Origin of the sequence: Bradyrhizobium sp. 62B (assembly GCF_030272265.2) — a bacterium.
Classification (GTDB): Bacteria; Pseudomonadota; Alphaproteobacteria; order Rhizobiales; family Xanthobacteraceae; genus Bradyrhizobium.
In genome coordinates this window covers 6,541,241-6,565,851 of the sequence record NZ_CP092841.2, presented here as the reverse complement: position 1 = coordinate 6,565,851, position 24,611 = coordinate 6,541,241, and the positions used below count along the sequence as shown (strand labels likewise).

Here is a 24,611-nt window from a genome sequence, read left to right as displayed (position 1 = left end):
ATCTCACTGCATCTCGGTGATCTTGATGCCGGTCGGTCCGAGAATGACCACGAACAGCACGGGCAGGAAGAACAGGATCATCGGCACCGTCAGCTTCGGTGGCAGCGCGGCGGCCTTCTTCTCGGCCTCGTTCATGCGCATGTCGCGGTTTTCCTGTGCCATGACACGCAAGGATTGACCCAGGGGCGTGCCGTAGCGTTCCGCCTGCTGAAGCGCGAGACAGACCGACTTGACGCCTTCGAGCCCGGTGCGCCGCGCCAAATTCTCATAGGCGACCTTGCGATCCTGCAGGTAGGACAGCTCGGCCGTGGTCAGCGTGAACTCTTCCGACAGCGCGATCGACTGTCCCACGATTTCGACGGCGACCCTACGGAACGCCATTTCGACCGACATGCCGGATTCGATACAGATCAGCAGCAGGTCGAGTGCATCGGGAAAGGCGCGCTTGATCGAGAGCTGGCGCTTGGAGATCGCATTCCTGAGGAACAGCATCGGCGCCTGGAGGCCGAGATAGGCCGCGCCGACGCAGATGCCGATCTTGATCGGCATCGGCTTATCCATGTGCGCGATCACGAAGACGTAGATGACCGAGCCGACGAAGAGCACGATCGGGGCGACCATGCGGGCAAACAGGAAGGTGATGTAGGGCGCCTGGCCGCGGTAGCCGGCCATGATGAGCTTGTCCCGCGCCGCCTCTTGCGCGAGCCATTTGGTGAGGTTGAAGTCTTCCACGACCTTGGAGACGAGCTGCTTCGGCGTCTGGCGCAGCGAGACCTTTTCGTTCTTGTGAAGGCGCTCACGCTCGCGCTGCCGGATGCGCTCGCGCTCGCTCGCGACCGCCTTCATGCGCTTGGAGAGTCCCTCGCCGGCGAACAGCGGCATCACCAGCGTATAGACGGTGGCGCTGGCGGCAATGGCCGCCAGCAACATGGTCATGAAGCGGACGTCATGCAGTTTCGAAACGAGGAACTCGACCATACGGCACCGTCAAAAGTCGAAATTGATCATCTTTTTCATCACCATGATGCCGATCGACATCCAGACGACGCAGCCGACCAGCATCAGCTGGCCGGTGGGATGAGTCCAAAGCAGCGAGATGTAGTGCGGCGTCGTGAGGTAAACGAGGAACATCACGATCGGCGGCAACGAACCGATGATGCCGGCCGAGGCCTTGGCTTCCATCGACATCGCCTGGATCTTCTCTTTCATCTTCTTGCGGTCGCGCAGCACCTTGGAGAGGTTGCCCAGCGCCTCCGAGAGATTGCCGCCCGATTTCTGCTGGATCGAGATGACGATGCCGAAGAAGTTGGCTTCGGGCAGCGGCATGCGCTCATAGAGCCGAGAGCATGCCTCGCCCAAGGGCATGCCGATCGCCTGCGTTTCGATGATGGCGAGGAACTCGCTGCGCAGCGGCTCCGGTGCATCCGCAGCGACGACCTTGATCGATTCGAACAGCGGCAGGCCTGCCTTGATGCCGCGGACGATGACGTCGACCGCGTCGGGGAGTGCCTTCAGGAACTGGTTTTCCCGGCGCTTCTTCAGGAAGCCGAGGGCCCAGCGCGGCAGGCCCAAACCTCCGGCAAAGGCCAGGCCGGCGGCGCCGAGCAAGCCACCGCCGACGAACAGGGCTCCTGCGAACAGCACGCCCGCCAACACGGCGGACACGATCCAGAATTTCTGCGGCGTCCAATCCAGGCCGGCCTGGGACAAGCGGATATTGAGCGGAACGCTCTTTTCCTGCTGACGCCGTGCCTCGAGATCCTTCAGCGACGTCTCGACTTGCTCGCGGCGCGATCGCTGGCTCTTTTCGCTCTGCTTGGCCGCGGGCGCGTCTGCGCGGGCGATCGAGGCACGCCGGCCTTCCGCCTTCCGTTCCCCGGAGAGCAGCGGATAGAGGAAGACCCATGCGATGCCGCCGACCGCTGCGGTGGCAAGAAATGCGAGGGCGAGAACCTGTATGTTCATGGCGCTGACCTGCTCACGTCGTCGGCGCCACTTCCGCGGCGTCGAGCGCGGCGGCAAGGCGTTTCTCCTCGCCGTAATAGCGGGCGCGTTCCCAGAACCTCGGGCGGCCGATACCGGTCGAGCGGTGGCGGCCGATGATCTTGCCGTTGGCGTCCTCGCCGATCATGTCGTAGAGGAAGATGTCCTGGGTGATGATGGTGTCGCCTTCCATGCCCATCACCTCGGTGATGTGGGTGATGCGGCGCGAGCCGTCGCGCAGGCGCGCGGCCTGGACGATGACGTCGATCGAGGCGCAGATCATTTCGCGGATGGTCCGCGAGGGAAGCGAGAAGCCTCCCATCGTGATCATGGATTCGCAGCGCGACAGGGCTTCGCGCGGGTTGTTGGCGTGCAGCGTGCCCATCGAGCCGTCATGGCCGGTGTTCATGGCCTGCAGCAGGTCGAACGCCTCGGGTCCGCGGACTTCGCCGACGATGATGCGTTCGGGCCGCATACGCAGGCAGTTGCGTACCAGTTCGCGCATGGTGACCTGACCCTCGCCCTCGATATTGGGCGGACGGGTTTCCAGCCGCACCACATGGGGCTGCTGGAGCTGGAGCTCGGCGGCGTCCTCGCAGGTGATGACGCGCTCGTCGTGCTCGATGTAATTCGTCAGACAGTTCAGCAGCGTGGTCTTTCCGGAGCCGGTGCCGCCGGAGATCAGCACGTTGCAGCGGACGCGGCCGATGATCTGGAGGATCTCGGCGCCTTCCGGCGAGATCGCGCCGAACTTGACGAGCTGATCGAGCGTCAGCTTGTCCTTCTTGAACTTGCGGATGGTGAGTGTCGGGCCGTCGATCGACAGCGGCGGCACGATGGCGTTGACGCGCGAGCCGTCGGCGAGGCGTGCGTCGCAGATCGGCGAGGATTCGTCGACGCGCCGGCCAACCTGGCTGACGATGCGTTGACAGATGTTGAGGAGCTGCTGGTTGTCGCGGAAGCGGATGCCGGTGCGCTGGATCTTGCCGGCGACCTCGATGTAGACGGTGTTGGCGCCATTGACCATGATGTCGGCGATATCGTCGCGCGACAGCAGCGGCTCCAGCGGACCGTAACCCAGAACGTCGTTGCAGATGTCGTCGAGCAGCTCTTCCTGCTCGGCGATCGACATCACGATGTTCTTGATCGCGATGATCTCGTTGACGATGTCGCGGATTTCCTCGCGCGCGGATTCCGAGTCCAGCTTGGCGAGCTGGGCGAGGTCGATCGCCTCGATCAGCGCGCCGAAGATGGTCGCCTTGACCTCGTAATAATTGTCCGAACGCCGGCTCTCCATGGGGGGAGGCGGCGGCGCCTTGACCGGGGCAAGCGGCGGCGAAGCGACGGCCGGCGGAGGCGGGGCGCGCGACACCGTCGGCGCCGGAGCCTGGGCAGGCTCGAGCGACACGGCGCCGGGCTTGGGCGCCCGAAGGTCGGTGTCTGTTCCGCTACGCTTACCGAACACTTAACAACTCCACGCGGGGGTCTATTTTCCCCGCAACTTGTCAATCAGGGGTGAAAACAGGGAGGACTTTTGCTTCTTGGTCTCGCTGCGGCCGGTCAGGCGCTGGGCGATCTGAAGGAACATCTCGATCGACTTGTGGTTGGCGGAGATCTCCGCGATCATCTGGCCGTTGTTGGCCGCCGAGCCGAAGATCTGCGGCTCGAACGGGATCGAAACGATCGGCTGGCTCTCGATTGCCTTGGCGAACTCCGCGGCGGCGATTTCGGGCCTTTTCGGCACGCCGACTTGGTTCAGGCAGTAGAGCGGCGGCCGGTCGTTGGGGCGCGCCGCCTTCAGCAGATCGAACAGGTTCTTGGTATTGCGCAGATTGGCGAGGTCAGGGGCGGCCACGATCAGGATGTCGTCCGCTCCGATCAAGGCGCGCTTGGTCCAGCCCGACCATTGGTGCGGGATGTCGAGCACGATGCAGGGCATGGTGGAGCGCAGCGTGTCGAACACGGAGTCGAAGGCGTCGGTGCCGAAATCATAGACCCGGTCGAGCGTCGCCGGCGCCGCCAGCAGGCTGAGATGGTCGGTGCATTTCGACAGCAGGCGGTCGATGAAGGCGGTGTCGACCCGGTCGGGCGAGAACACGGCGTCGGCAATGCCCTGCGGCGGATCCTGGTTGTAGTCGAGCCCGGCGGTGCCGAAGGCGAGGTCGAGATCGGCGACGACGGCGTCCATTGCGAGGTCGCGTGCGATCGCCCAGGCGACGTTGTGGGAGATGGTGGACGCCCCGACGCCGCCCTTGGCCCCGACCACGGCGATGATGCGGCCGACCGCCTTGGCTTCCGGCGCCGAGAACAGGTTGCAGATCGAGCGTACGACGTCGATCGCGCCGACCGGCGCGAGCACATAGTCGCTGACGCCGCGGCGCACCAGCTCGCGGTAGAGCATGACGTCGTTGATGCGGCCGATCACGACCACGCGGGTGCCGGCGTCGCAGACGGTGGCGAGGTGGTCGAGCCCGCCCAGCAGGTCGTTGCGGCCGTCGCTCTCGAGCACGATCACGTTCGGGGTGGGAGCCGAGCGGTAGGCTTCGATCGCGGCCGCCATGCCGCCCATCTGGATCTTGAGGTGGGCCTTGCCGAGACGGCGATCCTCGCCGGCCGACTGGACCGCGGCAGCGGTTTCCACGGTCTCGCAGAAGGCCTGGACCGAGACGCGGGGCGCTGGGGCAATATGCTCCTCGACCGGCGGAGGCGCTGCGTCCGGCTGCTCTTCTTGTGTCTGGCGAGCGTAGCTGATCATTTGCCGGTATCGCTGAGTTTGGCCTTGTCGGCCTCGGGATAGGTGGTCGCGCTCGTCGTTCCCTTGCGATACTTCTCGAAGCCGGTGATGCGCCGGGGCGTGTAGGACGGCGTTTCAGGTCGTGGTTGCTCGAGATCCGACGGATTGTCGACCATCGCGGCGAGGTTGCGCTGGTAGGCGCAGCCGTAATTGTAATAGTCCTTGTTCTCGAACCAGGTCTTGTTCTTGATCGAAGGGCCGATGTCGTCGGGCCACAGGCCACAGGGGCCCGCGATCGCGGCGACCTTGGAATAGGTGAGGCGGATCGGCGGCAGGAAGCGCTTGTCGTCGGGCTGGTAGGGGCGAACATTGATGCCCCGCGGCGGAACGCCTGCCCCGGCCAGCATCGCCTGGATTTCGCGCATTGAGTCCGCGACCGGACGCGCATTGGGCGTGCCGGACGGCACGTCGATGCGGATGGCGCCTGTGCCCTCGTGCAACCAAGCCGATGCGACGCCCATCACGTCGGCGCGCTGGGCAGCGGTCAAGCCGCCGCGGGCATGGCCGACGAAGACGACGATCGAGCGGTTTTGCTCCTCGATCGCGATCGGATGGCGCTGCTTGTAGTCGTCCGGAATGGAAGCGGTGACGACCTCGTCGTGTTGGCAGCCGCCGAGCGCGAGCGCCATGCCGACGAGCGCACCGCCGAGGCGAATGGCGCGTTTGCGAAGCTGGGGTGGTCTTGTGATCATCGTGAATCCCCGTTTCGCATCAGTCGGTAATGAAGCCGTAAGTGCCGCGGTAGTTCTTGGCCGGTTCGGTCCGGCCGGGCACGCCGTAGATGCGGTTGATGTTGCCGAGCAGCTGGGCCTGAGGATCCGCAGGCGGGGTGAAGCCGTCATCCGGTCGCGACAGGTCCTTTGGCGCCACCGCGCGAACGACATAGGGGGTCACGATCACGACCAGCTCGGTCGCGTTGTTGACGAAGTCGCGGCTGCGGAACAGCGTGCCGAGGACCGGGAGCTGCATCAGTCCCGGCAGTCCGCTGATGGCCTGCTTGGTCTGCTGCTGGATCAGGCCGGCCATCGCCATCGCGCCGCCGGAGGGAATTTCCAGCGAGGTCTCCGCGCGGCGGGTCCTGATCGAGGGCACCGTCAGCGAATTCACCGAGGTCGAGGTGACGGCCTGCGACAGCGTGATCGCGTTTTCGTTCGAGAGCTCCGAGACCTCGGTCATCACGCGCAGGCTGATCTTGCCTTCGCTCAGCACCACGGGGGTGAAGTTGAGCGAGATGCCGAACTTCTTGAAGCTGATCTGGGTGGTACAGACATGGGTGGTGGGGTCGCACGCATAGCCTGCCGGGACCGGGAATTCACCGCCGGCGATGAACGTTGCCGATTCACCGGAGATTGCGGTCAGGTTCGGTTCGGCCAGCGTGCGGATCACGCCCGCGGTTTCCATCGCGCGCAGGGTGGCCTGCACCGACGACGCGCCGCCGAACTTCGTCGTCAAATTGTTGCCGTCCACGAGGTTCTTGCCGAGAGCCGTGAACGGATTGGAGTTGGTGAAGCTCACCACCGACGTGCCGTAGTTGAGGCTGGCGCTCAGGTCGATGCCGAGCTGCTTGACGATGGTGCGCTGGACTTCCGCGACCGTCACCTTGAGCATGACCTGGTCGCGGCCGCGCACCACGATCGAGTTCACGACCTTGTCGGCGCCGCCGGCCAGGCGCGCCGCGAGATCGTTGGCCTGCTGCGCCTCCATCGGATTCGCCGCCGTGCCGGTCAGGACAATGCCGTCGCCGAGCCCGTCGATTTGAATGTCCGAATTGGGCAAGATCTGCTTCAGAGCGGCGCGCACGCCGTTGAGGTCGCGCTTGACCGCGATGTCATAGGCCGCGATCTGTTGCCCCGCGGAATCGAAGAACACGATATTGGTCTGGCCGACCGTGGCACCGATGATATAGGCGCGCTGCGCCGAGCGGACCACCGCGTTGGCGATCTTGGGATCGGCGACCAGCACATCCTTGATGTCGCGCGGCAGGTCGATCACGATGGATTTGCCGACGCCGAGCGAGAGGAAGCGCGCGTTCATCTGGCCATCCGCGGCGGCCGAGGCCACGGGACGGTAATCGGCGGCGACCACGGGGTTCAACACCGGGTTGAGCGCCAGCGCGAAAGCGGCCGAAAACGACAGGGCGCGAACCGCCGAGGTTCGCATCGTCGTCAAATCCACCCTGTGCTTCATATCGACTGTCTTCATCGTGCTTTCGCCGTCTGACTTGGAATGCCGTAGCGAATGATCGAAATACCGTCCCGCTTCTGCGCGGAATCATCGAGCGTGATTTCGCTCATCTTGACGTCGACGATGCTGCGCAGCGCCAGCGACAGCGTGCCGCTCTGGCGGGCCGCGGAGAGTGTCGCGGTCTGCGCGGGATTGAGCTCGAGGGTGACGGTCTTGCCGACCACCGCGTTCTGGCCGTCCTTCTCCTTTGGCGCCTGGTCGATGGCCAGGACGCGGATATTGGCCAGGATGATCTCGGAGGTGACGACGTCGGGGGCGCCGCTGGTCTGGTCCGGGTTCTTCAGCCGGCGCGTCAGAAGGACGTCGACGCGATCGTTGGGCAGGATGAAGCCGCCCGCGCCGGTTTCCGGCGAGATCTCGGTCGAGATCGCCCGCATGCCGGTGGGCAGGATTGCCGCCATGAAGCCGGAGCCTTCGGCCTTGACCAGCTTCTGGTCGCGGATCGGCTCACCTTGAATGAAGGGGGCGCGGGCGATGGAACCGGTGACCTGGGTCGCGCCCTCTGGACGCTCGTTGCGGCGGATGAAGGTGGCGCTGGCGGTCGCGGCCGGCCAGGTCTGCCATTGCACGTCTTCCGGCTTCACGGTCTGGCCGAGACCGATGTCGTTCTTGGCCACGAGAACGTCGACGGTTGGAAGCTGTGCGACCGGAGCCGCCGGAGGCGGCGCAGATTGGTCCGAGCCGCTCGCCAGGTACGCGGCCACACCGCCGGCGCAGATGGCGACCGTCAGGACGACAATGCGTGCCCTATTCATACGCTTCACTTTCCAACAAGACGCCGCGACGCTGCCGCCGCCGTAATCGGCAGTTGACCAGCTATTCGTCAAAGCATGGTTAATGAGGCGTATCTAAATCGCCTTAACGCCGGGTTTACCCGGCGCGTTCAGCGCAGTGCGAGGTGGGCGAGGTCGATCGCCTTCACCCATTCGGTCTCCGGGTAGACCATCAGCGCGCCAAGCGTGAGCGCGATGCCGTAAGGAATGCCGGTTTGCTTGTCGTGCAGCCGTGCAAGCCAGGCCTGTCCCGCCAGGCCGTAAGGCAGGGGCCATTGCCGGAACTGGAGCAGCAGCAGCGTCAGCGCGCCCCCGAACAATGAGGCGTAGAGCAGGAAATCCATCAGGGGCGTGAAACCAAACCACAGCGCGACGGAGGCGGCGACCTTGGCATCGCCGCCGCCCATCCAGCCCATTGCAAAGCAAGCAAAGGCAATGACGAGGAGAAGCGCGCCGGCGCCGACATGACTGAGCATCTCGTAAGGTGCCATGCCACCGGCGAGGGCGAGCGCGAAGAAGCCTGCGACCAGCGCCAGCGACACGCGGTTCGAGATCGTCATCGTGAAGAGATCGCTCGCGGCGGCGAACGCCATCAGGGCAGGGAAGAGCAGAAGGCGCGCAAGGTCGAGGATCATGGGCTGCGTCTTGAGGCCTGAGTTTGCCGCGGGAACTGGCGTCGCCGGAGTCTAGCCACGAGTTGCTAAACAAACCGACAACGGCAGCGAGGGGCACGCGGGGCCGAAACCGCGGAACGCGTGCTTACCAGAGGCTGGCAATGCGCGCGGCGAGTGCGACCGTCGCGAGCAGCAGCGCAAGGCAGACCCAATAGACCGGCGAGCCGGCCTGCGCCGCCACCGCCTCGTTCGCCGCGACCGCGGCATCGGTTCTGTACTCGCGCAACGCCACTGGAACTCGCCGTCTTCAGAAAAACAAAGGCCCCGGAGGTCCGGGGCTTTTGCCGTCGTTCGCTTGTCGCTTACTTCAGCGAGGTGCTGATCGCTGTGAACTTGGCGTTCAGCGTGGTGCCGAGGCTGTTGACGACGGTGATGATGGCCAGCGCGATGCCGGCGGCGATCAGGCCGTATTCGATGGCGGTGGCGCCGGACTCATCCTTCGCAAAACGCGCAATCAAGTTCTTCATGAACAAAACTCCATTCGGTTGGGATCGCCTCGTTCGGCGCTGTCTATGACGCGGTGAACATGAGAGCCGAGCTCTTTCGGTAGAGTTAATTCGATCGCGCAAACCGGCTTCTGGCGAGATGCTTTGGTCCAGAGTGAATTTCGCCTTAAAGCCGGGTCTTCAATTCTCTCCGGTTCCAGATGCTTCGCCAGCGCAGCGGCCGCTTCATCCTCCCTTAAATTTCACGGAGTAGGCGTAAGAGGATTGGAATTCGCGGAGAGAGGCGACGATGTCGAGCCTGCCCATGGAAGTCGCCCTGATGCTCGGCGAGACCATCGCGAAAGTGGTCCCCGTCACCTTCGTGCTCGCGGCGGTCTTCACCGTGCTGGAGCATTTCTGGGCTTGCAATCCCGGCGCCCCGTGGTGGCGCAAGCGGGAGATCATCACCGACATCTGCTACTGGTTCTTCGTTCCGGTGTTCGCCCGTACCATGCGGATCGGACTGCTGATCGTCGGCGCCGGCGCCGTCTTCAACATCCACGATGCCGACGAACTCATCGCCTTCTACGACAACGGCCATGGTCCGCTGGCGCAGCTGCCCCTGTGGGTGCAAGCCCTGCTGTTCGTGGTGCTGTCTGATTTCATGCTGTACTGGATCCACCGGCTTTTCCACGACGGCGGTTTCTGGAAGTACCACGCCATTCATCATTCGTCGGAGGAGATCGGTTGGATTTCCGCGGCCCGCTTCCATCCCATTAATCTCATGCTCGGGACGATCAGCGTCGACGTCGTTCTGCTGATGGCCGGCATCTCCCCGAACATCATGCTCTGGGTTGGCCCGTTCACCACCTTCCATTCGGCCTTCGTGCACGCCAATCTGAACTGGACCTTCGGACCGTTCAAATATCTGCTGGCAACCCCGGTGTTCCACCGTTGGCACCACACCTCGCTCGCGGAGGGCGGCAACACGAATTTCGCCGGGACGTTCCCGGTCTGGGACGTGCTGTTCGGCACCTTCCGCATGCCGGAGGGGCAGCTTCCGCAGGACTACGGCAAGGACGAAGCGGCCATACCGAAGGAGATCGCGGGCCAATTGGCCTATCCGTTCCGCCGCTAGGCTGGAGATAGCGACCGCGCAAATGCCGGTCCGTCGAACAATCGTCTGCGAGTTTGCGGAACGTTCATGAATTAAGGGCAGGTTAGCCGGGTCGGGCACCGGCTCCGTTGTTATCCGTTCGCTTCTGCCGGTTTGTGACGTCCCGGGGGTAAGAGTATGCGTAAAGAATTGCTGCGCCGTCATGCGCGGGTCTGTCTTCTGGTTGCTGCCGCCGTGCTGGCATCGCCGGCTGCCGGCCTTGCCGAACCGACCGCCGACACCATCGCCGTCAATGTCGACCAGGCCAAGCTGGTGCGGCTGCCCGGCAAGGTGGCGACCATCGTGGTCGGCAATCCCCTGATCGCCGATGTCACGCTGCAGCCCGGCGGAATGATCGTCGTGACCGGCAAGGGCTACGGTGCCACCAATTTCATCGCGCTCGACCGGAGCGGCGAGATTCTGGTCGACCGCCAGATCCAGGTCGAAGGCCCGAGCGACCGGCTCGTCACCGTCTATCGCGGGATCGAGCGCGAGTCCTATAGCTGCATGCCGCTTTGCCAACGCCGGGTGACGCTCGGCGACAGCGACACCTACTTCAACAACACGATGAACCAGGCCGGTTCGCTGAGCAGCAGTGCCAGCGGCAACGCCGGTGCGGCCACCAAATCCAACTAGCCAGACCGATTGACCGGTTCGCGCCGGGGTGGATCGCCTGATCCGCCTTGGCGCTTCCCGGACGCAAGGCGACGTCCGGCTGCGCGCGCCGTTTTTCCTGCCGCCGGCGCGCGTGGTTAACGCATCCTTAGCCGTGCGGTTCGCGCAGCGTGAATCGCCTGCAACACTTAAACAATCAGTTTTAGCTATTGAATGAAGCAGAGGATCGCCGCTGCTGGGGAATTTGACGCGATGCCATCGCTTCCGTCTACGAGATTTACGCTCCGCAAGGCGCTAAGCCGGTTTCGCGGCAGCCGCCGTGGCTCTGCGGCAGTCGAGTTCGCGCTGGTTGCTCCGATCTTCTTCGGGCTGCTGTTCGCCATCATCGAGACGGCGCTGGTGTTCTTCGCAGGCCAGGTGCTCGAGACCATCACCCAAGCTTCGGCACGCGCGATTCTGACCGGTCAGGCGCAAGCGCAGGGCGGCTCGGTTGCGGCCTGTCAGACGGTGCCCAACACGGTGTCGGCGTGCGATCAGACCACGTTCAAGGCCTATGTCTGCAGCCAGATCCCGGCGCTGTTCGATTGCAATAAGCTCTACGTCGACGTGGTGAGCACCAGTTCCTTCACGACGCTGAGCCTCACCAATTACGGCGATTCCTGCACCTTCAATCCGGCCGGCGTGCAATACAATCCCGGCAGCGCCAGCCAGGTCGTCGTGGTGCGGCTGTTCTATCAGTGGCCGCTCGTTGTCACCGGCCTCGGCTACAACATTGGTTGCAGCAACAAGCGGCTGCTGGTGGCGACCGCAGCCTTCAAGAACGAACCCTTCTGAGGCAGATGGATCTGGGCGGACCAATGCAGGCGATTGCGAATTTCTTGGGAAATGCCCGCTGCTCATTGCGTGACTTCGTCGCCGACAAGCGCGCGCTCGCGGCGACCGAATTCGCGGTCATCGTCCCGCTGATGCTGGTGATGTTCTTCGGCACCGTCGAGTTCTCGTCGGCGGTGGCGATCGATCGAAAGGTCACGTTGATTGCACGGACCCTGTCCGATCTGACGTCGCAGTCGACGACGCTTGCCGATTCCGACATGCAGAACACGTTCACGGCCAGCATCTCGATCATCATGCCTTACGACGCAACGCTCGTGAAAGGCGCGATTTCCCAGATCTATATCGATGCGAACAGCATTGCCACGGTCCAGTGGAGCAAGGCCGGAACCATCGCGAGTGGCGCGACGCAAGCGACGCTGGCGACCTCGGCTCGGAAGGCCGGCGACAAGGTGACCAACGAAATTCCATCGACGCTGCTCATTCCGTCGACCTACCTCATCCTCAGCGAGGCGAGCTACACTTACACGCCGTCGGTGGGCTACGTGTTGAAGTCGAGCCTGCCGCTGAGCGATCTGTCCTACACGCGGCCGCGCCAGGTCACTTGCGTTCCCTACAACGGCGTACCGTCCTCGTGCTGATGTCCTCGAGCACGGCGTAGAATGAAAATGAAAAGGCCGTGCGGTGCGCACGGCCTTCTTGTTTTCTTGCGAGCCGATCGGGCGAGGCCCGGCGGGTTCAGCCTGCGTCGCGGAGATTGTCTGCCGCCGACTTGCCGGAACGACGGTCGGCCACGATCTCGTAGGAGATCTTCTGACCTTCACGCAGCGTGCCGAGGCCGGCACGTTCCACGGCGCTGATGTGGACGAACACGTCCTGGCCGCCATCGTCGGGCTGAATGAAGCCGAAGCCTTTGGTCGCGTTAAACCACTTCACGGTTCCCATGCTCACGGGGGTAGTCCCTTCTCAGATAACACAATGTTGGAGCCCGCTCGCGCGGGCCGGTTAGATCGAATTTTTGGAAGGGTCGTCAGCGTGTCTGAACCGGCTGTACCGGTGGATGCTAATGTCGTCCGGCCGAAAATCGATAAATTCCTTTTATCGGAATTGGGGACTCAAAACAATCGGGGCGCGCACGATTTTTTGATCCGCCGTGGGTGCACGGCGGATCAAAATAAGGATCGGCATTTTATTTCCGCGCTTGCGCGCCAACCATAGGCTAGCGGCGACGGAACTGACCGCCGCGCTGTCCGGGACGAGGCGGTCCACCCACCCCGCTGGGACGTTCGTCCTTGTGGCGGAAAATCAACCGGCCCTTCTCCAGGTCATAGGGCGACATCTCCACCGTCACGCGGTCGCCCGCCAGCGTCTTGATGCGGTTCTTCTTCATCTTGCCGGCCGTGTAGGCGACGATCTCGTGTCCGGCGTCGAGCTGCACGCGGTAGCGGGCGTCGGGGAGGATTTCGGTGACCAGTCCTTCGAACTGGATCAGCTCTTCCTTAGCCATGTGGGGGTCTCCAGTCGTGGACTGTTAGTTCGAATGAGGATTGCGGTTCGGTCGGCCGTTGGGGCGACTCTCGCGACGCAAAAAGGCAACGCCTTGTATTCCATCAGGCTTGCCGGCGCTATGCGCGGGACGCTGTTCCGACCGATCGGCTGGTGAGGAATTCATCTTACCACCCGAACCGCGGCGGCGGCGAGACCCTTTGGAGGCCTTGTGGCCCTCTCCGGGCCTGCCATCAACAGGTCTGCCCTCGCCATAACGTCCTTCGCCGGGCCGTCCTTCGCCGGGCCTGCCGGCGCTATGATGGCGTCCGTCGGCATGCCGTTCGTCGCCACGCCGTCCGTCGCCGTGCCGGGCGCCTTGCGGACGCTGGCCCGGGCGGCCACCCGGCCGGCCCTGCCGTTGCTGGGACGGGGGAGGACCGGCGTCCCGGCGGCCGGCATCGGTACGGAGGTCTTCGCGGGGCAGCGCCACCTTGATCAGCCGCTCGATGTCGCGGAGGTAGCTGAGTTCCTCGCCGCCGGCCACCAGCGAGATCGCGGTGCCCTCGGCGCCGGCGCGCGCCGTGCGGCCGATACGGTGGACATAGGTTTCCGGCACGTTGGGCAGGTCGAAATTGATGACGTGGCTGATGCCGTCGACATCGATGCCACGGGCGGCAATGTCGGTGGCGACCAGGGTGCGGATCTCGCCCGAGCGGAACTGGGCGAGCGTGCGCTCGCGATGGTTCTGCGACTTGTTGCCGTGGATGGCGCTGGCGGGAATGCCGGCCTTCTCGAGCGACTTCACCACCTTGTCGGCACCGTGCTTGGTGCGGGTGAAGACCAGTGCGCGGTTGACCGGCTCGTCTTTCAGCAGCTTGGTCAGGAAGGCGGGCTTGGCGGAGAAGTCGACCTGGACGATGCGCTGGTTGATCCGCTCGGCGGTCGAGGAGACCGGGGTCACCGCGACGCGGGCGGGGTCACGCAGCATGGCGTCGGCGAGCTCGGCGATGTCCTTCGGCATGGTGGCCGAGAAGAACAGCGTCTGCCGCTTGATCGGGAGTTTCGCGACGATTTTGCGGATGTCGTTGATGAAGCCCATGTCGAGCATGCGGTCGGCTTCGTCGAGCACGAGGAATTCGACGCTCGAAAGTTTCAATCCGTTGCTTTGCACGAGGTCGAGCAGGCGGCCGGGGGTGGCGACCAGCACGTCGACGCCCTGCATCAGGGCACGGACCTGGCGGCCCATCGGCACGCCGCCGATGGCGAGCGTCGAGGCCAGGCGGAGGTGGCGGCCATAGGCGTTGAAGCTATCGAGGATCTGGCCGGACAGCTCGCGGGTGGGCGACAGCACCAGGACGCGGCAGGTCTTGGGCTGCGGCTTGATGCGGTTCTCGAGCAGGCGGTGCAGGATCGGCAGCGCGAAGGACGCGGTCTTGCCGGTTCCGGTCTGGGCAATGCCGACGACGTCGCGCCCGGTCAGCGCGATCGGAACAGTCTGGGCCTGGATGGGGGTGGGAGTGACGTAGTTCTCTTCGGCGAGAGCACGCGCGATCGGTTCGGCGAGGCCGAAATCCTGAAACGAAGTCAAAAGATGGGTTCTTTCCATGTCAAAAGCGCAACGCCCGGCGCATTCAGCGCGGCGCGCGCAAAAGGGTGTCGAGAAGACACCTGCGTGTTTAGGGTGTCGGATGGCTTGGGAGATATGGGGCAAGCCAGAGGCCCGTAGGGGGCTTAAGAACACGCGGCTCGCAACGACCCCTTGATTCGAAAGAGGTCTCGGCAGTTCATATGGAACATTCAGCGGGCGCTTTCAAGGCAAGCGTGCCCGAAACGGCGGTTGCGGTGCAGAAATAGTTATGCCGGAAATTTAGCCAGAGCTAGCATTTTGCTCAAAAAATAGACCGCCTGCCGCTTCGGCATACATTTGAATTGCTCAAGTTTTGAGCTGCTTCTTAATGGCGAAACTTTGATTTCGGGCGATTTGTTTAGCGAAACCAATTGGTTGATGGGTGCTCAGTCCATGGCACGGTTCTTGCGAATCCGTTAATCGCAGGCGGCCGTGGGGCCGTTTCGCAGCGTTTTCACGTCTGCGTCAGGGAGATGAGACACTCATGCTTAGCAAATCCATTCACGATATAGCGGCGTCATTTAGCCGCCGTGGCGTTCTCGCCGCGACCGCCGGACTGATGCTCGGACTGGCTCCATTGACCGGCGCGAAGGCCGCCGACGACACCATCAAGGTCGGTGTGCTGCACTCTCTTTCCGGCACCATGGCCATCAGCGAAACCACGCTGAAGGACACCATCCTCTTCCTGATCGACGAGCAGAACAAGAAGGGCGGCGTGAACGGCAAGAAGCTCGAGGCCGTCGTCGTCGATCCCGCCTCGAACTGGCCGCTGTTCGCCGAAAAGGCGCGCGAGCTGATCACCAAGGACAAGGTCTCGGTCGTGTTCGGCTGCTGGACCTCGGTGTCGCGCAAGTCGGTGCTCCCGGTGTTCAAGGAGCTGAACAGCATCCTGTTCTACCCCGTGCAGTACGAGGGTGAGGAGAGCGAGCGCAACGTGTTCTACACGGGCGCGGCACCGAACCAGCAGGCGATCCCCGCCGTCGACTATTTGATGAAGGAAGAGAAGGTGAAGCGCTGGGTGCTCGCGGGCACCGACTACGTCTATCCGCGCACCACCAACAAGATCCTGGAAGCCTACCTGAAGTCCAAGGGTGTCGCCCAGGAAGACATCATGATCAACTACACGCCGTTCGGTCACTCCGATTGGCAGACGATCGTGGCCGACATCAAGAAGTTCGGCTCGGCCGGCAAGAAGACTGCGGTGGTCTCGACCATCAACGGCGACGCCAACGTTCCCTTCTACAAGGAGCTCGGCAACCAGGGTATCAAGGCGAAGGACATCCCGGTCGTCGCGTTCTCGGTCGGTGAGGAAGAGCTCGCCGGCATCGACACCAAGCCGCTGGTCGGCCATCTCGCCGCCTGGAACTACTTCCAGTCCATCAAGTCGCCGGAGAACGAGAAGTTCATCAAGGCGTGGCAGGCCTACACCAAGAATCCGAAGCGCGTGACAAACGATCCGATGGAAGCGCACGTGATCGGCTTCGACATGTGGGTCAAGGCGGTCGAGAAGGTGAAGTCGACCGATCCCGACAAGGTGATCGACGCTCTCCCGGGCATCGAAGCCAAGAACCTGACCGGCGGCGTGTCGAAGATGCTGCCGAACCACCACATCACCAAGCCGGTGTTCATCGGCGAGATCAAGGGCAACGGCCAGTTCGACGTGGTCTGGAAGACCCCGGGCCTCGTCGCGGGCGATGCCTGGTCGAAGGAGCTCGACGGCTCCAAGGACCTGATCGGCGACTGGGTCGGCAAGAAGTGCGGCAACTTCAACACCAAGACCAACAAGTGCCTCGGTTCCGGCTCCTGACCCGGATCTGACACGCCATTGCACGATCGGAGAAGGCGGCGATCCCGCCGCCTTCTCCACCCATTTCTGCCGGGGTCATTCACAGTGCCAGCCTATTTGTCCGCGCGCCTCTGCTCGCTTGCGCTCTCGTTGTTGCTGATCGCGTTCGCGCTGCCGGCCTTCGCCGGTCCGTTCGAGGACGGGGTCGCCAAATTCGCCAATGACGATTTCTCCGACACGGAAGAGGCGATCGGCGTGGTTGCCGGGAGCGGCAACAAGCTGGCTTTTCCCATCATCAGCGCGCTCCAGGACGGCCGCCTCATGGCCGATCCTGACAGCAAGAAGGTTTACGTCACGGGCACCGACGGCAAGTCGATCGATGCCGCGACCGGCGAGGCGGTCGCCAGCGTTCCCGACAGCGCGAGCGCCGTGCGCCTCAATAACCGCCTGCGCCGCAGCGTCGATGCTGCGCTCGGCGGCTTGACGCTGCAATCGCCGGATGTCGGGACGCGCCTGCAGGCCGCGCAGTCCGTCTTCAAGTCGCATGAGGAGACGGCGCTCGAGGCCGTCGACGGCGCGCTCGCCAAGGAAACCAACAAATCGGTCAAGGCTGCGCTCGGTGAGGCTCGCGCGGCCATCCTGCTGTTCAAGACGGATGCCTCCGAGGTCGAGAAGCTCGAGGCGGTTGCCACGCTCAAGGCGCGCGGCGACCAGGAAGCGCTGGCGCTGCTCACCGGCATGGGCGACCAGCCGGCCTCGGTGACCAAGGCCGCGGCCAGTGCGATCAGCTCGATCCAGTCTTCGCTCGCGGTCTGGTCCACGGTGCAGAATGCCTGGTACGGCCTCTCGCTCGGCTCGGTGCTGCTGCTCGCCGCGATCGGGCTCGCCATCACCTTCGGCGTGATGGGCGTCATCAACATGGCCCATGGCGAGATGGTGATGATCGGGGCCTACACCACCTTCGTGGTGCAGGAGGTGATCCGTACCCGCTATCCCGGCCTGTTCGACTATTCGCTCTTGATCGCCGTGCCGCTCGCCTTCCTCGTCGCCGGCGCCATCGGCGTCTTGATCGAGCGCAGCATCATCCGCTTCCTCTACGGCCGTCCGCTGGAGACGCTGCTGGCCACCTGGGGTCTCTCGCTGGTGCTGCAGCAGGCGGTGCGCACCATGTTCGGCCCGACCAACCGCGAGGTCGGCAATCCCTCCTGGATGAGCGGCGCGTTCGAGCTCGGCCAGATCACCATCACCTATAACCGGCTCTGGATCCTCGTGTTCACGCTGGCCGTGTTCGCGATCCTGCTCGCAATGCTGCGCTACACCGCACTGGGCCTCGAGATGCGCGCAGTGACGCAGAACCGTCGCATGGCGGCCTCGATGGGCATCGCCACCTCGCGTGTCGACGCGCTGACCTTCGGCCTCGGCTCGGGTATCGCGGGCATTGCCGGCGTGGCGCTGTCGCAGATCGACAATGTCAGCCCCAATCTCGGCCAGAGCTACATCATCGACAGTTTCATGGTCGTGGTGTTCGGTGGGGTCGGCAATCTCTGGGGCACGCTGGTCGGCGCCTTCACGCTCGGCATCGCCAACAAATTCCTGGAGCCGGTCGCCGGCGCCGTGCTCGGCAAGATCGCCATCCTGGTTCTGATCATCCTGTTCATTCAAAAGCGGCCGCGCGGCCTGTTCGCGCTCAAGGGCCGTGCGGTGGAAGCATGACCCCTCACATGCTGACGCGATCGCTGGACCGCAGCGCGACGGTCTTCCTTGCCGTCGTCGTGGCCTGCGGCATCCTCATCCCGCTCTCCAACCTGCTGCTGCCCGCGGGCTCGTTCCTGCAAGTGCCGACCTATCTCGTCGCGCTCTGGGGCAAGTATGTCTGCTACGCCATCCTGGCGCTGGCGATCGACCTGATCTGGGGGTATTGCGGCATTCTCTCGCTCGGCCACGGCGCGTTCTTCGCGCTCGGCGGGTACGCGATGGGCATGTACCTGATGCGGCAGATCGGCACCCGCGGCGTCTACGGCAATCCTGTTCTGCCCGACTTCATGGTGTTCCTGAACTACTCCAAGCTGCCCTGGTACTGGTACGGCTTCGACATGTTCTGGTTCGCCGCGCTGATGGTGCTGGTCGTGCCCGGCCTGCTCGCCTTCTGCTTCGGCTGGCTCGCCTTCCGTTCCCGCGTCACCGGCGTGTATCTCTCGATCATCACGCAGGCGATGACCTATGCGCTGCTGCTCGCCTTCTTCCGCAACGATTTCGGCTTCGGCGGCAACAACGGCCTGACCGACTTCAAGGACATCCTCGGCTTCAACGTGCAGGCGGAGGGCACCCGCGCGGCGCTGTTCGCGCTGAGCTGCCTGGCGCTGATCGTCGGTTTCCTGATCTGCCGCGCCATCGTCTCGTCGAAGCTCGGCAAGGTGCTGATCGCGGTGCGTGATGCGGAATCGCGCACGCGCTTCCTGGGCTACCGCGTCGAATCCTACAAGCTGTTCGTGTTCACGGTATCGGCCTGCATGGCCGGCGTCGCCGGTGCGCTCTACGTCCCCCAGGTCGGCATCATCAATCCCTCCGAGTTTGCGCCGGGCAATTCGATCGAGGCGGTGATCTGGGTCGCGGTCGGCGGCCGCGGTACGCTGGTCGGCGCGGCGCTCGGCGCCGTCGTCGTCAACTACGCCAAGACGTTCTTCACCTCCGGCATGCTCGCGCCTTACTGGCTGTTCATGCTGGGCGCGCTGTTCATCCTGGTGACGCTGCTGCTGCCAAAGGGCATCGTCGGCACCTTCAATGCCTGGTGGGACTCCTCGAGGGAGAAGCGCATCGCCGCGGCCTCAACGAGCGCTGCGGCCGAGGACGGCGTCACCGAACCCAAGATGGCGGAGTAGCGCGATGAACGTCATGGACAACCGCGCGACCTCCGCGATGCTTTACCTGGACGGCGTGCACGTCTCGTTCGACGGCTTCCACGCCATCAACAATTTGTCGTTGACCCTCGAGCCCGGCGAGATGCGCGCCATCATCGGCCCGAACGGCGCCGGCAAGACCACCATGATGGACATCATCACCGGCAAGACCAAGCCCGACGAGGGTACGGTTCTGTTCGACGGCGTCACTGATTTGACGCGGCTGGACGAGACCCGCATCGCCGAGCTCGGTATCGGCCGCAAGTTCCAGAAACCGACCGTGTTCGAGAGCCAGACCGTGCAGGACAACCTCCTGCTCGCGCTGAACGTCGACCATTCGGTCCGCGGCACGCTGTTCTGGCGCGGCAGCAAGGCCGAGTCCGAGCGCATCGACAAGGTGCTGGAGACGATCCGCCTCACCGACGCCCGCAATCGCCTTGCCGGCAGCCTCAGCCACGGCCAGAAGCAATGGCTCGAGATCGGCATGCTGCTGGCGCAGGATCCGAAGCTGCTGCTCGTCGACGAGCCCGTCGCCGGCATGACCGACGTCGAGACGCATCTGACCGCTGAACTGCTGAAAGAGATCAACAAGACCCATACCGTGATGGTGGTCGAGCACGACATGACGTTCGTGCGCGAGCTCGGCGTCAAGGTCACCTGCCTGCACGAAGGCACGGTGCTCGCGGAAGGCACCATCGACCAGGTCTCGTCCAACGAGCGGGTCATCGAAGTCTATCTGGGGCGCTGAGCGATGCTTGAGGTCAAGGACATCAACCTGTTCTACGGCGCCGCGCAGGCGCTGCGCGGCGTGTCCATCTCGGCCGAGCCGGGCAAGGTCACCTGCGTGCTCGGGCGCAACGGCGTCGGCAAGACCTCGCTGCTCCGTGCCATGGTCGGGCAATATCCGATCTCGTCGGGTGCGATCGTGCTCGACGGCAGCGACATTACCGGTCTGAAGCCCTATGAGCGGGCGCGCAAGGGCATCGGCTTCGTGCCGCAGGGACGCGAGATCTTCCCGCTGCTGACGGTCGAGGAAAACCTCAAGACCGGTTTCGGTCCGCTCAAGCGCGAGGACAAGCACATTCCGGACGACGTGTTCTCGCTGTTTCCGGTGCTGGAATCCATGCTCGGCCGTCGTGGCGGCGACCTCTCAGGCGGCCAGCAGCAGCAGCTCGCGATCGGCCGCGCACTGGTGATGCGGCCGAAGCTTCTGCTGCTCGACGAGCCGACCGAGGGCATCCAGCCCTCCATCATCAAGGACATCGGCCGTGCCATCTCGTACCTGCGCAATCTCGGCAACATCGCCATCGTGCTGGTCGAACAATATCTCGACTTTGCCTGCGAACTCGGCGACAGTTTCGCCGTGATGGATCGCGGCGCGGTGAAGTTCACCTGCAACCGTTCCAATCTCGACCCGGCCGAAATCAGCCGCCAGATGGCGCTGTAGTCCCAGGATTTCTGCCGCGGCCGGCCGGGGAGAGGGATGCGCAGCGACGTTTTGACGACATCTTCGGTGTTCGAAGCCAACCGTGCCCGTGGCGCGGTGCGCTTCGACGTCCATGCGCGCGATGGCGTTACCCGGCGCGGCACCTTGCATGAATCCGGCTCCTTGCGCGTCCGCTTCCCTTCGCCGGAAGACGAGGGGCTATCCGGCGTGTTCGTCAACACGGCCGGCGGCGTTGCGGGTGGGGATCGCTTCGACATCGAGATCACGGCCGCAGCCAGCTCGCGGCTGACGCTGACGACGGCGGCCGCAGAAAAGGTCTATCGCGCGCCGGGGCAGGCGGCAGAGCTCAATATCGGGCTGAAGGTCGCCGCGGGTGCGCATCTCGCCTGGCTGCCGCAGGAGACGATCCTGTTTGATCGCGCCCGTGTCCATCGCCGCTTCGACATCGCGCTCGACGAAGCGGCGTCGCTCCTGCTTTGCGAGATCGTCGTGTTCGGCCGCACCGCCATGGGCGAGCGGATGGAGCAGGGCGAGTTCGTCGACCGCTGGCGGCTGCGGCGCGGTGGCCGGCTGGTCTTCGCCGAGACGGTGAGGCTCGACGGCAATATCGGCGCAAAGCTCGCGCGATCGGCAGTTGCCAAGAGCGGGGCGGCGATCGGCACGGCCCTGATCGTCCCCGGTGACGAGGCTCTGGTCGAGCGCATCCGCGAGGCCTCGGACTCGTTCTCCGGGGAGGTCGGAATCTCGGCCTGGAATGGCTTTGCAATGGCGCGGTTCTTTGCCCAAGATGCGGCGCGTTTGCGCGCCGACATGATGGCCGTGCTGGCGCGCACCGGCGCGGCCCTACCGCGGCTCTGGCTGAATTGAAGTGTTGAACGGAAGAGATTCTGCATGAACCTGTCTCCCCGCGAAAAGGACAAGCTCTTGATCTCGATGGCCGCGATCGTGGCCCGCCGCCGGTTGGACCGCGGCGTCAAGCTCAACCACCCCGAGGCGATCGCGATCATTTCCGATTTCATCCTCGAAGGCGCGCGCGACGGCCGCACCGTCGCCGAACTGATGCAATCCGGCGCGCAGGTCTTGACCCGCGACCAGGTGATGCCTGGAATCCCCGAGATGATCCACGACATCCAGGTCGAGGCGACGTTTCCGGACGGCACCAAGCTCGTCACCGTGCACGAGCCGATCAGGTAGGAGAGCAGCATGATCCCCGGCGAACTCTTCATCCAGGACGGCGAGATCGAGCTCAATGCGGGCCGCAAGACTGTGACGCTGACGGTGGCCAACACCGGCGACCGCCCCATCCAGGTCGGCTCGCACTACCATTTCTTCGAGACCAACCCGGCGCTGAAATTCGACCGCAAGAAGTCCCGCGGCATGCGTCTCGACATCGCCGCCGGCACCGCGGTGCGTTTCGAACCCGGCCAGACCCGCGACGTGCAGTTGGTGGCGATGGCGGGCAAGAAGACGATCTACGGTTTCCGCGGCGACGTGATGGGGAAGCTGTGAGCGTCGCAGGAACGAGCGCGGCACGGCACGGTTGAGGCGAGAATGGAGGTACTTGCCATGCTCTCCCCCGTCCGTCTCATCTCCGAAGCTGCCGAGCTCGCCGCGCAGCGCCACAACGGCATGGCGCGCAAGGGGCGCGGCAGCGAGCCCTATATCAATCATCTCGCCGAGGTTGCGAACCTGCTTGCGACCGCGACCGACGGCGCCGATGCCGAGCTGGTCGCGGCCGGCTGGCTGCACGATACGATCGAGGACACCGACACCACGCGCGAGGAGCTTGCGCAGAGATTTTCCGCGCGCATCGCTTCGCTCGTGGTCGAATGCACCGACGACATGAGCTTGCCGAAGGCCGAGCGGCGGCAGAAACAGATCGAGGACGCGCCCCACAAATCGCCGGGCGCAAAGCTGATCAAGATCGCCGACAAGATCAGCAATATAGGGGCACGCCTTCAGACGGATCCGACCACCGAGGAGCTTGACGACCTCGCCGACTACAGTGGATGGGCCACGCAAGTCGTTGCGGGCTGCCGCGGCGGTAATGCGTGGCTCGACGAGAAATTCGATGATGCCGTGAAAGCAGCGAAGGCCTTGCTGTGATCCACCAAACGTTCAACCGCAAACGGGGCTTGTGATGTCCGTAAAGATGAAGCGTTCCGTCTATGCCGACATGTTCGGCCCCACCACGGGCGACAAGGTGCGGCTGGCCGACACCGACCTCATCATCGAGGTCGAGAAGGATTTCACCACCTATGGCGAGGAGGTGAAGTTCGGCGGCGGCAAGGTGATCCGCGACGGCATGGGGCAGTCGCAGGTCACCAACAAGCAGGGCGCGGCCGATACCGTGATCACCAATGCGCTGATCGTCGATCACTGGGGCATTGTGAAGGCCGACGTCGCCATCAAGGACGGCATGATCTCCGCGATCGGCAAGGCCGGCAATCCCGACATCCAGCCGGGTGTCACCATCATCATCGGTCCCGGCACCGACGTGATCGCGGGCGAGGGCAAGATCCTCACGGCCGGCGGCTTCGACAGCCACATCCATTTCATCTGCCCGCAGCAGATCGAGCACGCGTTGATGTCCGGCGTCACCTCGATGCTGGGCGGCGGCACCGGCCCCTCGCACGGCACCTTCGCCACCACCTGCACGCCGGGGCCGTGGCACATGGGGCGGATGATCCAGTCGTTCGACGCCTTCCCGGTCAATCTCGGCATTTCCGGCAAGGGCAACGCCTCGCGGCCCGCAGCCCTGGTCGAGATGATCAAGGCCGGCGCCTGCGCGCTGAAGCTGCACGAGGACTGGGGCACGACGCCGGCCGCGATCGACAACTGCCTGTCGGTCGCCGACGCGCACGATATCCAGGTCATGATCCACACCGACACGCTGAACGAATCCGGCTTCGTCGAGGACACGATCAAGGCATTCAAGGGGCGCACCATCCACGCCTTCCACACCGAGGGCGCCGGCGGTGGCCACGCCCCTGACATCATCAAGGTCGCCGGCTTGAAGAACGTGCTGCCGTCCTCGACCAACCCGACGCGGCCCTTCACCCGCAACACCATCGACGAGCATCTGGACATGCTGATGGTGTGCCACCATCTCGATCCCTCGATTGCGGAAGACCTCGCCTTCGCCGAAAGCCGCATCCGGAAAGAAACCATCGCCGCCGAGGACATCCTGCACGATCTCGGCGCGCTCTCGATGATGTCGTCGGACTCCCAGGCGATGGGCCGGCTCGGCGAGGTCATCATCCGGACCTGGCAAACCGCCGACAAGATGAAGAAGCAGCGCGGGTCATTGCCGCAGGACAAGGGCAAGGACAACGACAATTTTCGCGTCAAGCGCTACATCGCGAAATACACCATCAATCCCGCGATCGCCCACGGTGTGTCGAAGCTGATCGGCTCGGTCGAGAAGGGCAAGATGGCCGATCTCGTGCTGTGGTCGCCGGCCTTCTTCGGCGTCAAGCCGGACTGCATCGTCAAGGGCGGCACGATCGTCGCAGCCCCCATGGGCGATCCCAACGCCTCGATCCCGACGCCGCAGCCGGTGCACTACCAGCCGATGTTCGGTGCCTTCGGCAAGGCGCGCACGGCGTCCTCTGTGGTGTTCACCTCGAAAGCCGCGATCACCGGTGGTCTCGCGCGAAAGCTCGGCATCGAGAAGAAGCTCTATGCGGTGCAGAACACCCGCGGCAAGATCTCGAAAAAGAGCATGATCCACAACGACGCCACGCCCAATATCGAGGTCGATCCGGAGACCTATGAGGTGCGTGCCGACGGCGAGCTGCTCACCTGTGCACCCGCCGAGGTGTTGCCGATGGCCCAGCGATATTTCATGTACTGAAATAGCGCCTCAACG

At 64.0% G+C, this 24,611-nt stretch carries 27 protein-coding genes; 14 read left to right on the top strand and 13 right to left on the bottom strand.

Features of this window, described 5'->3' with window-relative positions; genetic code table 11:
- Positions 1-3 precede the first annotated feature (3 nt).
- The 10 genes from ML401_RS31500 to ML401_RS31455 all read right to left on the bottom strand — a co-directional run bounded on the left by ML401_RS31500 (position 4) and on the right by ML401_RS31455 (position 8,935).
- The gene (locus ML401_RS31500; RefSeq protein ID WP_211415861.1) at positions 4-978 is read right to left on the bottom strand and encodes a type II secretion system F family protein; all 975 of its coding nucleotides are present in this window, start codon (positions 976-978) and stop codon (positions 4-6) included.
- Between the two features lie 9 nt (positions 979-987).
- A complete protein-coding gene (locus ML401_RS31495; protein ID WP_194404474.1) occupies positions 988-1,965 on the bottom strand; it encodes a type II secretion system F family protein in 978 nt (325 codons plus the stop codon).
- A gap of 13 nt (positions 1,966-1,978) precedes the next feature.
- A complete protein-coding gene (locus ML401_RS31490) occupies positions 1,979-3,448 on the bottom strand; it encodes a CpaF family protein (protein ID WP_194404473.1) in 1,470 nt (489 codons plus the stop codon).
- 21 nt (positions 3,449-3,469) lie between these two features.
- Positions 3,470-4,738 carry an AAA family ATPase gene (locus tag ML401_RS31485; protein WP_211415862.1) on the bottom strand — a complete coding sequence of 423 codons (1,269 nt, stop codon included), beginning with the start codon at positions 4,736-4,738 and terminating at the stop codon, positions 3,470-3,472.
- A complete protein-coding gene (locus ML401_RS31480) occupies positions 4,735-5,469 on the bottom strand; it encodes a CpaD family pilus assembly protein (RefSeq protein ID WP_194404471.1) in 735 nt (244 codons plus the stop codon). Before ML401_RS31480 ends, ML401_RS31485 begins: the two co-directional genes overlap by 4 nt.
- 19 nt (positions 5,470-5,488) lie before the next feature.
- Positions 5,489-6,964: a type II and III secretion system protein family protein gene (locus ML401_RS31475; protein WP_194408458.1), complete on the bottom strand. Its 1,476-nt coding sequence runs from the start codon at positions 6,962-6,964 to the stop codon at positions 5,489-5,491.
- Between the two features lie 11 nt (positions 6,965-6,975).
- Positions 6,976-7,776 carry a Flp pilus assembly protein CpaB gene (gene cpaB / locus ML401_RS31470; protein WP_211415863.1) on the bottom strand — a complete coding sequence of 267 codons (801 nt, stop codon included), beginning with the start codon at positions 7,774-7,776 and terminating at the stop codon, positions 6,976-6,978.
- Positions 7,777-7,904: 128 nt separating this feature from the next.
- A complete protein-coding gene (locus tag ML401_RS31465) occupies positions 7,905-8,429 on the bottom strand; it encodes a prepilin peptidase (RefSeq protein WP_194404469.1) in 525 nt (174 codons plus the stop codon).
- 124 nt (positions 8,430-8,553) lie between these two features.
- Positions 8,554-8,694: a hypothetical protein gene (locus ML401_RS31460; protein ID WP_212063449.1), complete on the bottom strand. Its 141-nt coding sequence runs from the start codon at positions 8,692-8,694 to the stop codon at positions 8,554-8,556.
- A gap of 76 nt (positions 8,695-8,770) precedes the next feature.
- The gene (locus ML401_RS31455) at positions 8,771-8,935 is read right to left on the bottom strand and encodes a Flp family type IVb pilin (protein WP_194404467.1); all 165 of its coding nucleotides are present in this window, start codon (positions 8,933-8,935) and stop codon (positions 8,771-8,773) included.
- A 268-nt stretch (positions 8,936-9,203) separates the two neighbouring features.
- Here ML401_RS31455 and ML401_RS31450 point away from each other — a divergent pair, with 268 nt between their 5' ends.
- The 4 genes from ML401_RS31450 (at position 9,204) to ML401_RS31435 (ending at position 12,136) form a co-directional block, all read left to right on the top strand.
- Positions 9,204-10,031: a sterol desaturase family protein gene (locus ML401_RS31450; RefSeq protein ID WP_285807983.1), complete on the top strand. Its 828-nt coding sequence runs from the start codon at positions 9,204-9,206 to the stop codon at positions 10,029-10,031.
- Positions 10,032-10,187: 156 nt separating this feature from the next.
- Complete coding sequence (locus tag ML401_RS31445; protein ID WP_211415864.1) at positions 10,188-10,685, top strand: pilus assembly protein N-terminal domain-containing protein; 498 nt, start codon at positions 10,188-10,190, stop codon at positions 10,683-10,685.
- Positions 10,686-10,916: 231 nt separating this feature from the next.
- Positions 10,917-11,498: a TadE/TadG family type IV pilus assembly protein gene (locus ML401_RS31440; RefSeq protein ID WP_211415865.1), complete on the top strand. Its 582-nt coding sequence runs from the start codon at positions 10,917-10,919 to the stop codon at positions 11,496-11,498.
- A gap of 23 nt (positions 11,499-11,521) precedes the next feature.
- Positions 11,522-12,136, top strand: coding sequence for a TadE/TadG family type IV pilus assembly protein (locus ML401_RS31435; RefSeq protein WP_211415866.1), 615 nt, complete (start codon positions 11,522-11,524; stop codon positions 12,134-12,136).
- A 97-nt stretch (positions 12,137-12,233) separates the two neighbouring features.
- Here ML401_RS31435 and ML401_RS31430 read toward each other — a convergent pair whose 3' ends face one another.
- From ML401_RS31430 to ML401_RS31420, 3 genes are all read right to left on the bottom strand, one after another.
- Positions 12,234-12,446 carry a cold-shock protein gene (locus ML401_RS31430; protein ID WP_194404462.1) on the bottom strand — a complete coding sequence of 71 codons (213 nt, stop codon included), beginning with the start codon at positions 12,444-12,446 and terminating at the stop codon, positions 12,234-12,236.
- A gap of 268 nt (positions 12,447-12,714) precedes the next feature.
- A complete protein-coding gene (gene infA, locus ML401_RS31425; RefSeq protein WP_008131890.1) occupies positions 12,715-13,002 on the bottom strand; it encodes a translation initiation factor IF-1 in 288 nt (95 codons plus the stop codon).
- 24 nt (positions 13,003-13,026) lie between these two features.
- Entirely contained in the window at positions 13,027-14,589 is a 1,563-nt protein-coding gene (locus ML401_RS31420; protein WP_285807980.1) for a DEAD/DEAH box helicase, read from the bottom strand.
- Between the two features lie 505 nt (positions 14,590-15,094).
- Here ML401_RS31420 and urtA point away from each other — a divergent pair.
- The 10 genes from urtA (at position 15,095) to ureC (ending at position 24,596) form a co-directional block, all read left to right on the top strand.
- The gene (gene urtA, locus ML401_RS31415; RefSeq protein ID WP_194404460.1) at positions 15,095-16,417 is read left to right on the top strand and encodes an urea ABC transporter substrate-binding protein; all 1,323 of its coding nucleotides are present in this window, start codon (positions 15,095-15,097) and stop codon (positions 16,415-16,417) included.
- Between the two features lie 84 nt (positions 16,418-16,501).
- Positions 16,502-18,109: an urea ABC transporter permease subunit UrtB gene (urtB, locus tag ML401_RS31410; RefSeq protein ID WP_285807978.1), complete on the top strand. Its 1,608-nt coding sequence runs from the start codon at positions 16,502-16,504 to the stop codon at positions 18,107-18,109.
- Positions 18,106-19,275 (top strand): urea ABC transporter permease subunit UrtC, encoded by a 1,170-nt coding sequence (gene urtC, locus ML401_RS31405; RefSeq protein ID WP_211415869.1) that lies wholly within the window; start codon positions 18,106-18,108, stop codon positions 19,273-19,275. Before urtB ends, urtC begins: the two co-directional genes overlap by 4 nt.
- 4 nt (positions 19,276-19,279) lie before the next feature.
- Complete coding sequence (gene urtD, locus ML401_RS31400; RefSeq protein WP_194404457.1) at positions 19,280-20,041, top strand: urea ABC transporter ATP-binding protein UrtD; 762 nt, start codon at positions 19,280-19,282, stop codon at positions 20,039-20,041.
- 3 nt (positions 20,042-20,044) lie between these two features.
- Positions 20,045-20,740, top strand: a complete 696-nt coding sequence (gene urtE / locus ML401_RS31395) for an urea ABC transporter ATP-binding subunit UrtE (protein WP_285807977.1) — start codon at positions 20,045-20,047, stop codon at positions 20,738-20,740.
- A gap of 36 nt (positions 20,741-20,776) precedes the next feature.
- Complete coding sequence (locus tag ML401_RS31390; protein ID WP_285807976.1) at positions 20,777-21,607, top strand: urease accessory protein UreD; 831 nt, start codon at positions 20,777-20,779, stop codon at positions 21,605-21,607.
- Positions 21,608-21,631: 24 nt separating this feature from the next.
- Positions 21,632-21,934 carry an urease subunit gamma gene (locus ML401_RS31385; RefSeq protein WP_007605424.1) on the top strand — a complete coding sequence of 101 codons (303 nt, stop codon included), beginning with the start codon at positions 21,632-21,634 and terminating at the stop codon, positions 21,932-21,934.
- A 9-nt stretch (positions 21,935-21,943) separates the two neighbouring features.
- Complete coding sequence (locus tag ML401_RS31380) at positions 21,944-22,249, top strand: urease subunit beta (protein WP_035708642.1); 306 nt, start codon at positions 21,944-21,946, stop codon at positions 22,247-22,249.
- 57 nt (positions 22,250-22,306) lie between these two features.
- Entirely contained in the window at positions 22,307-22,846 is a 540-nt protein-coding gene (locus ML401_RS31375) for an HD domain-containing protein (protein ID WP_285807975.1), read from the top strand.
- 34 nt (positions 22,847-22,880) lie between these two features.
- Positions 22,881-24,596, top strand: a complete 1,716-nt coding sequence (gene ureC, locus ML401_RS31370; RefSeq protein WP_285807974.1) for an urease subunit alpha — start codon at positions 22,881-22,883, stop codon at positions 24,594-24,596.
- Positions 24,597-24,611 lie beyond the last annotated feature (15 nt).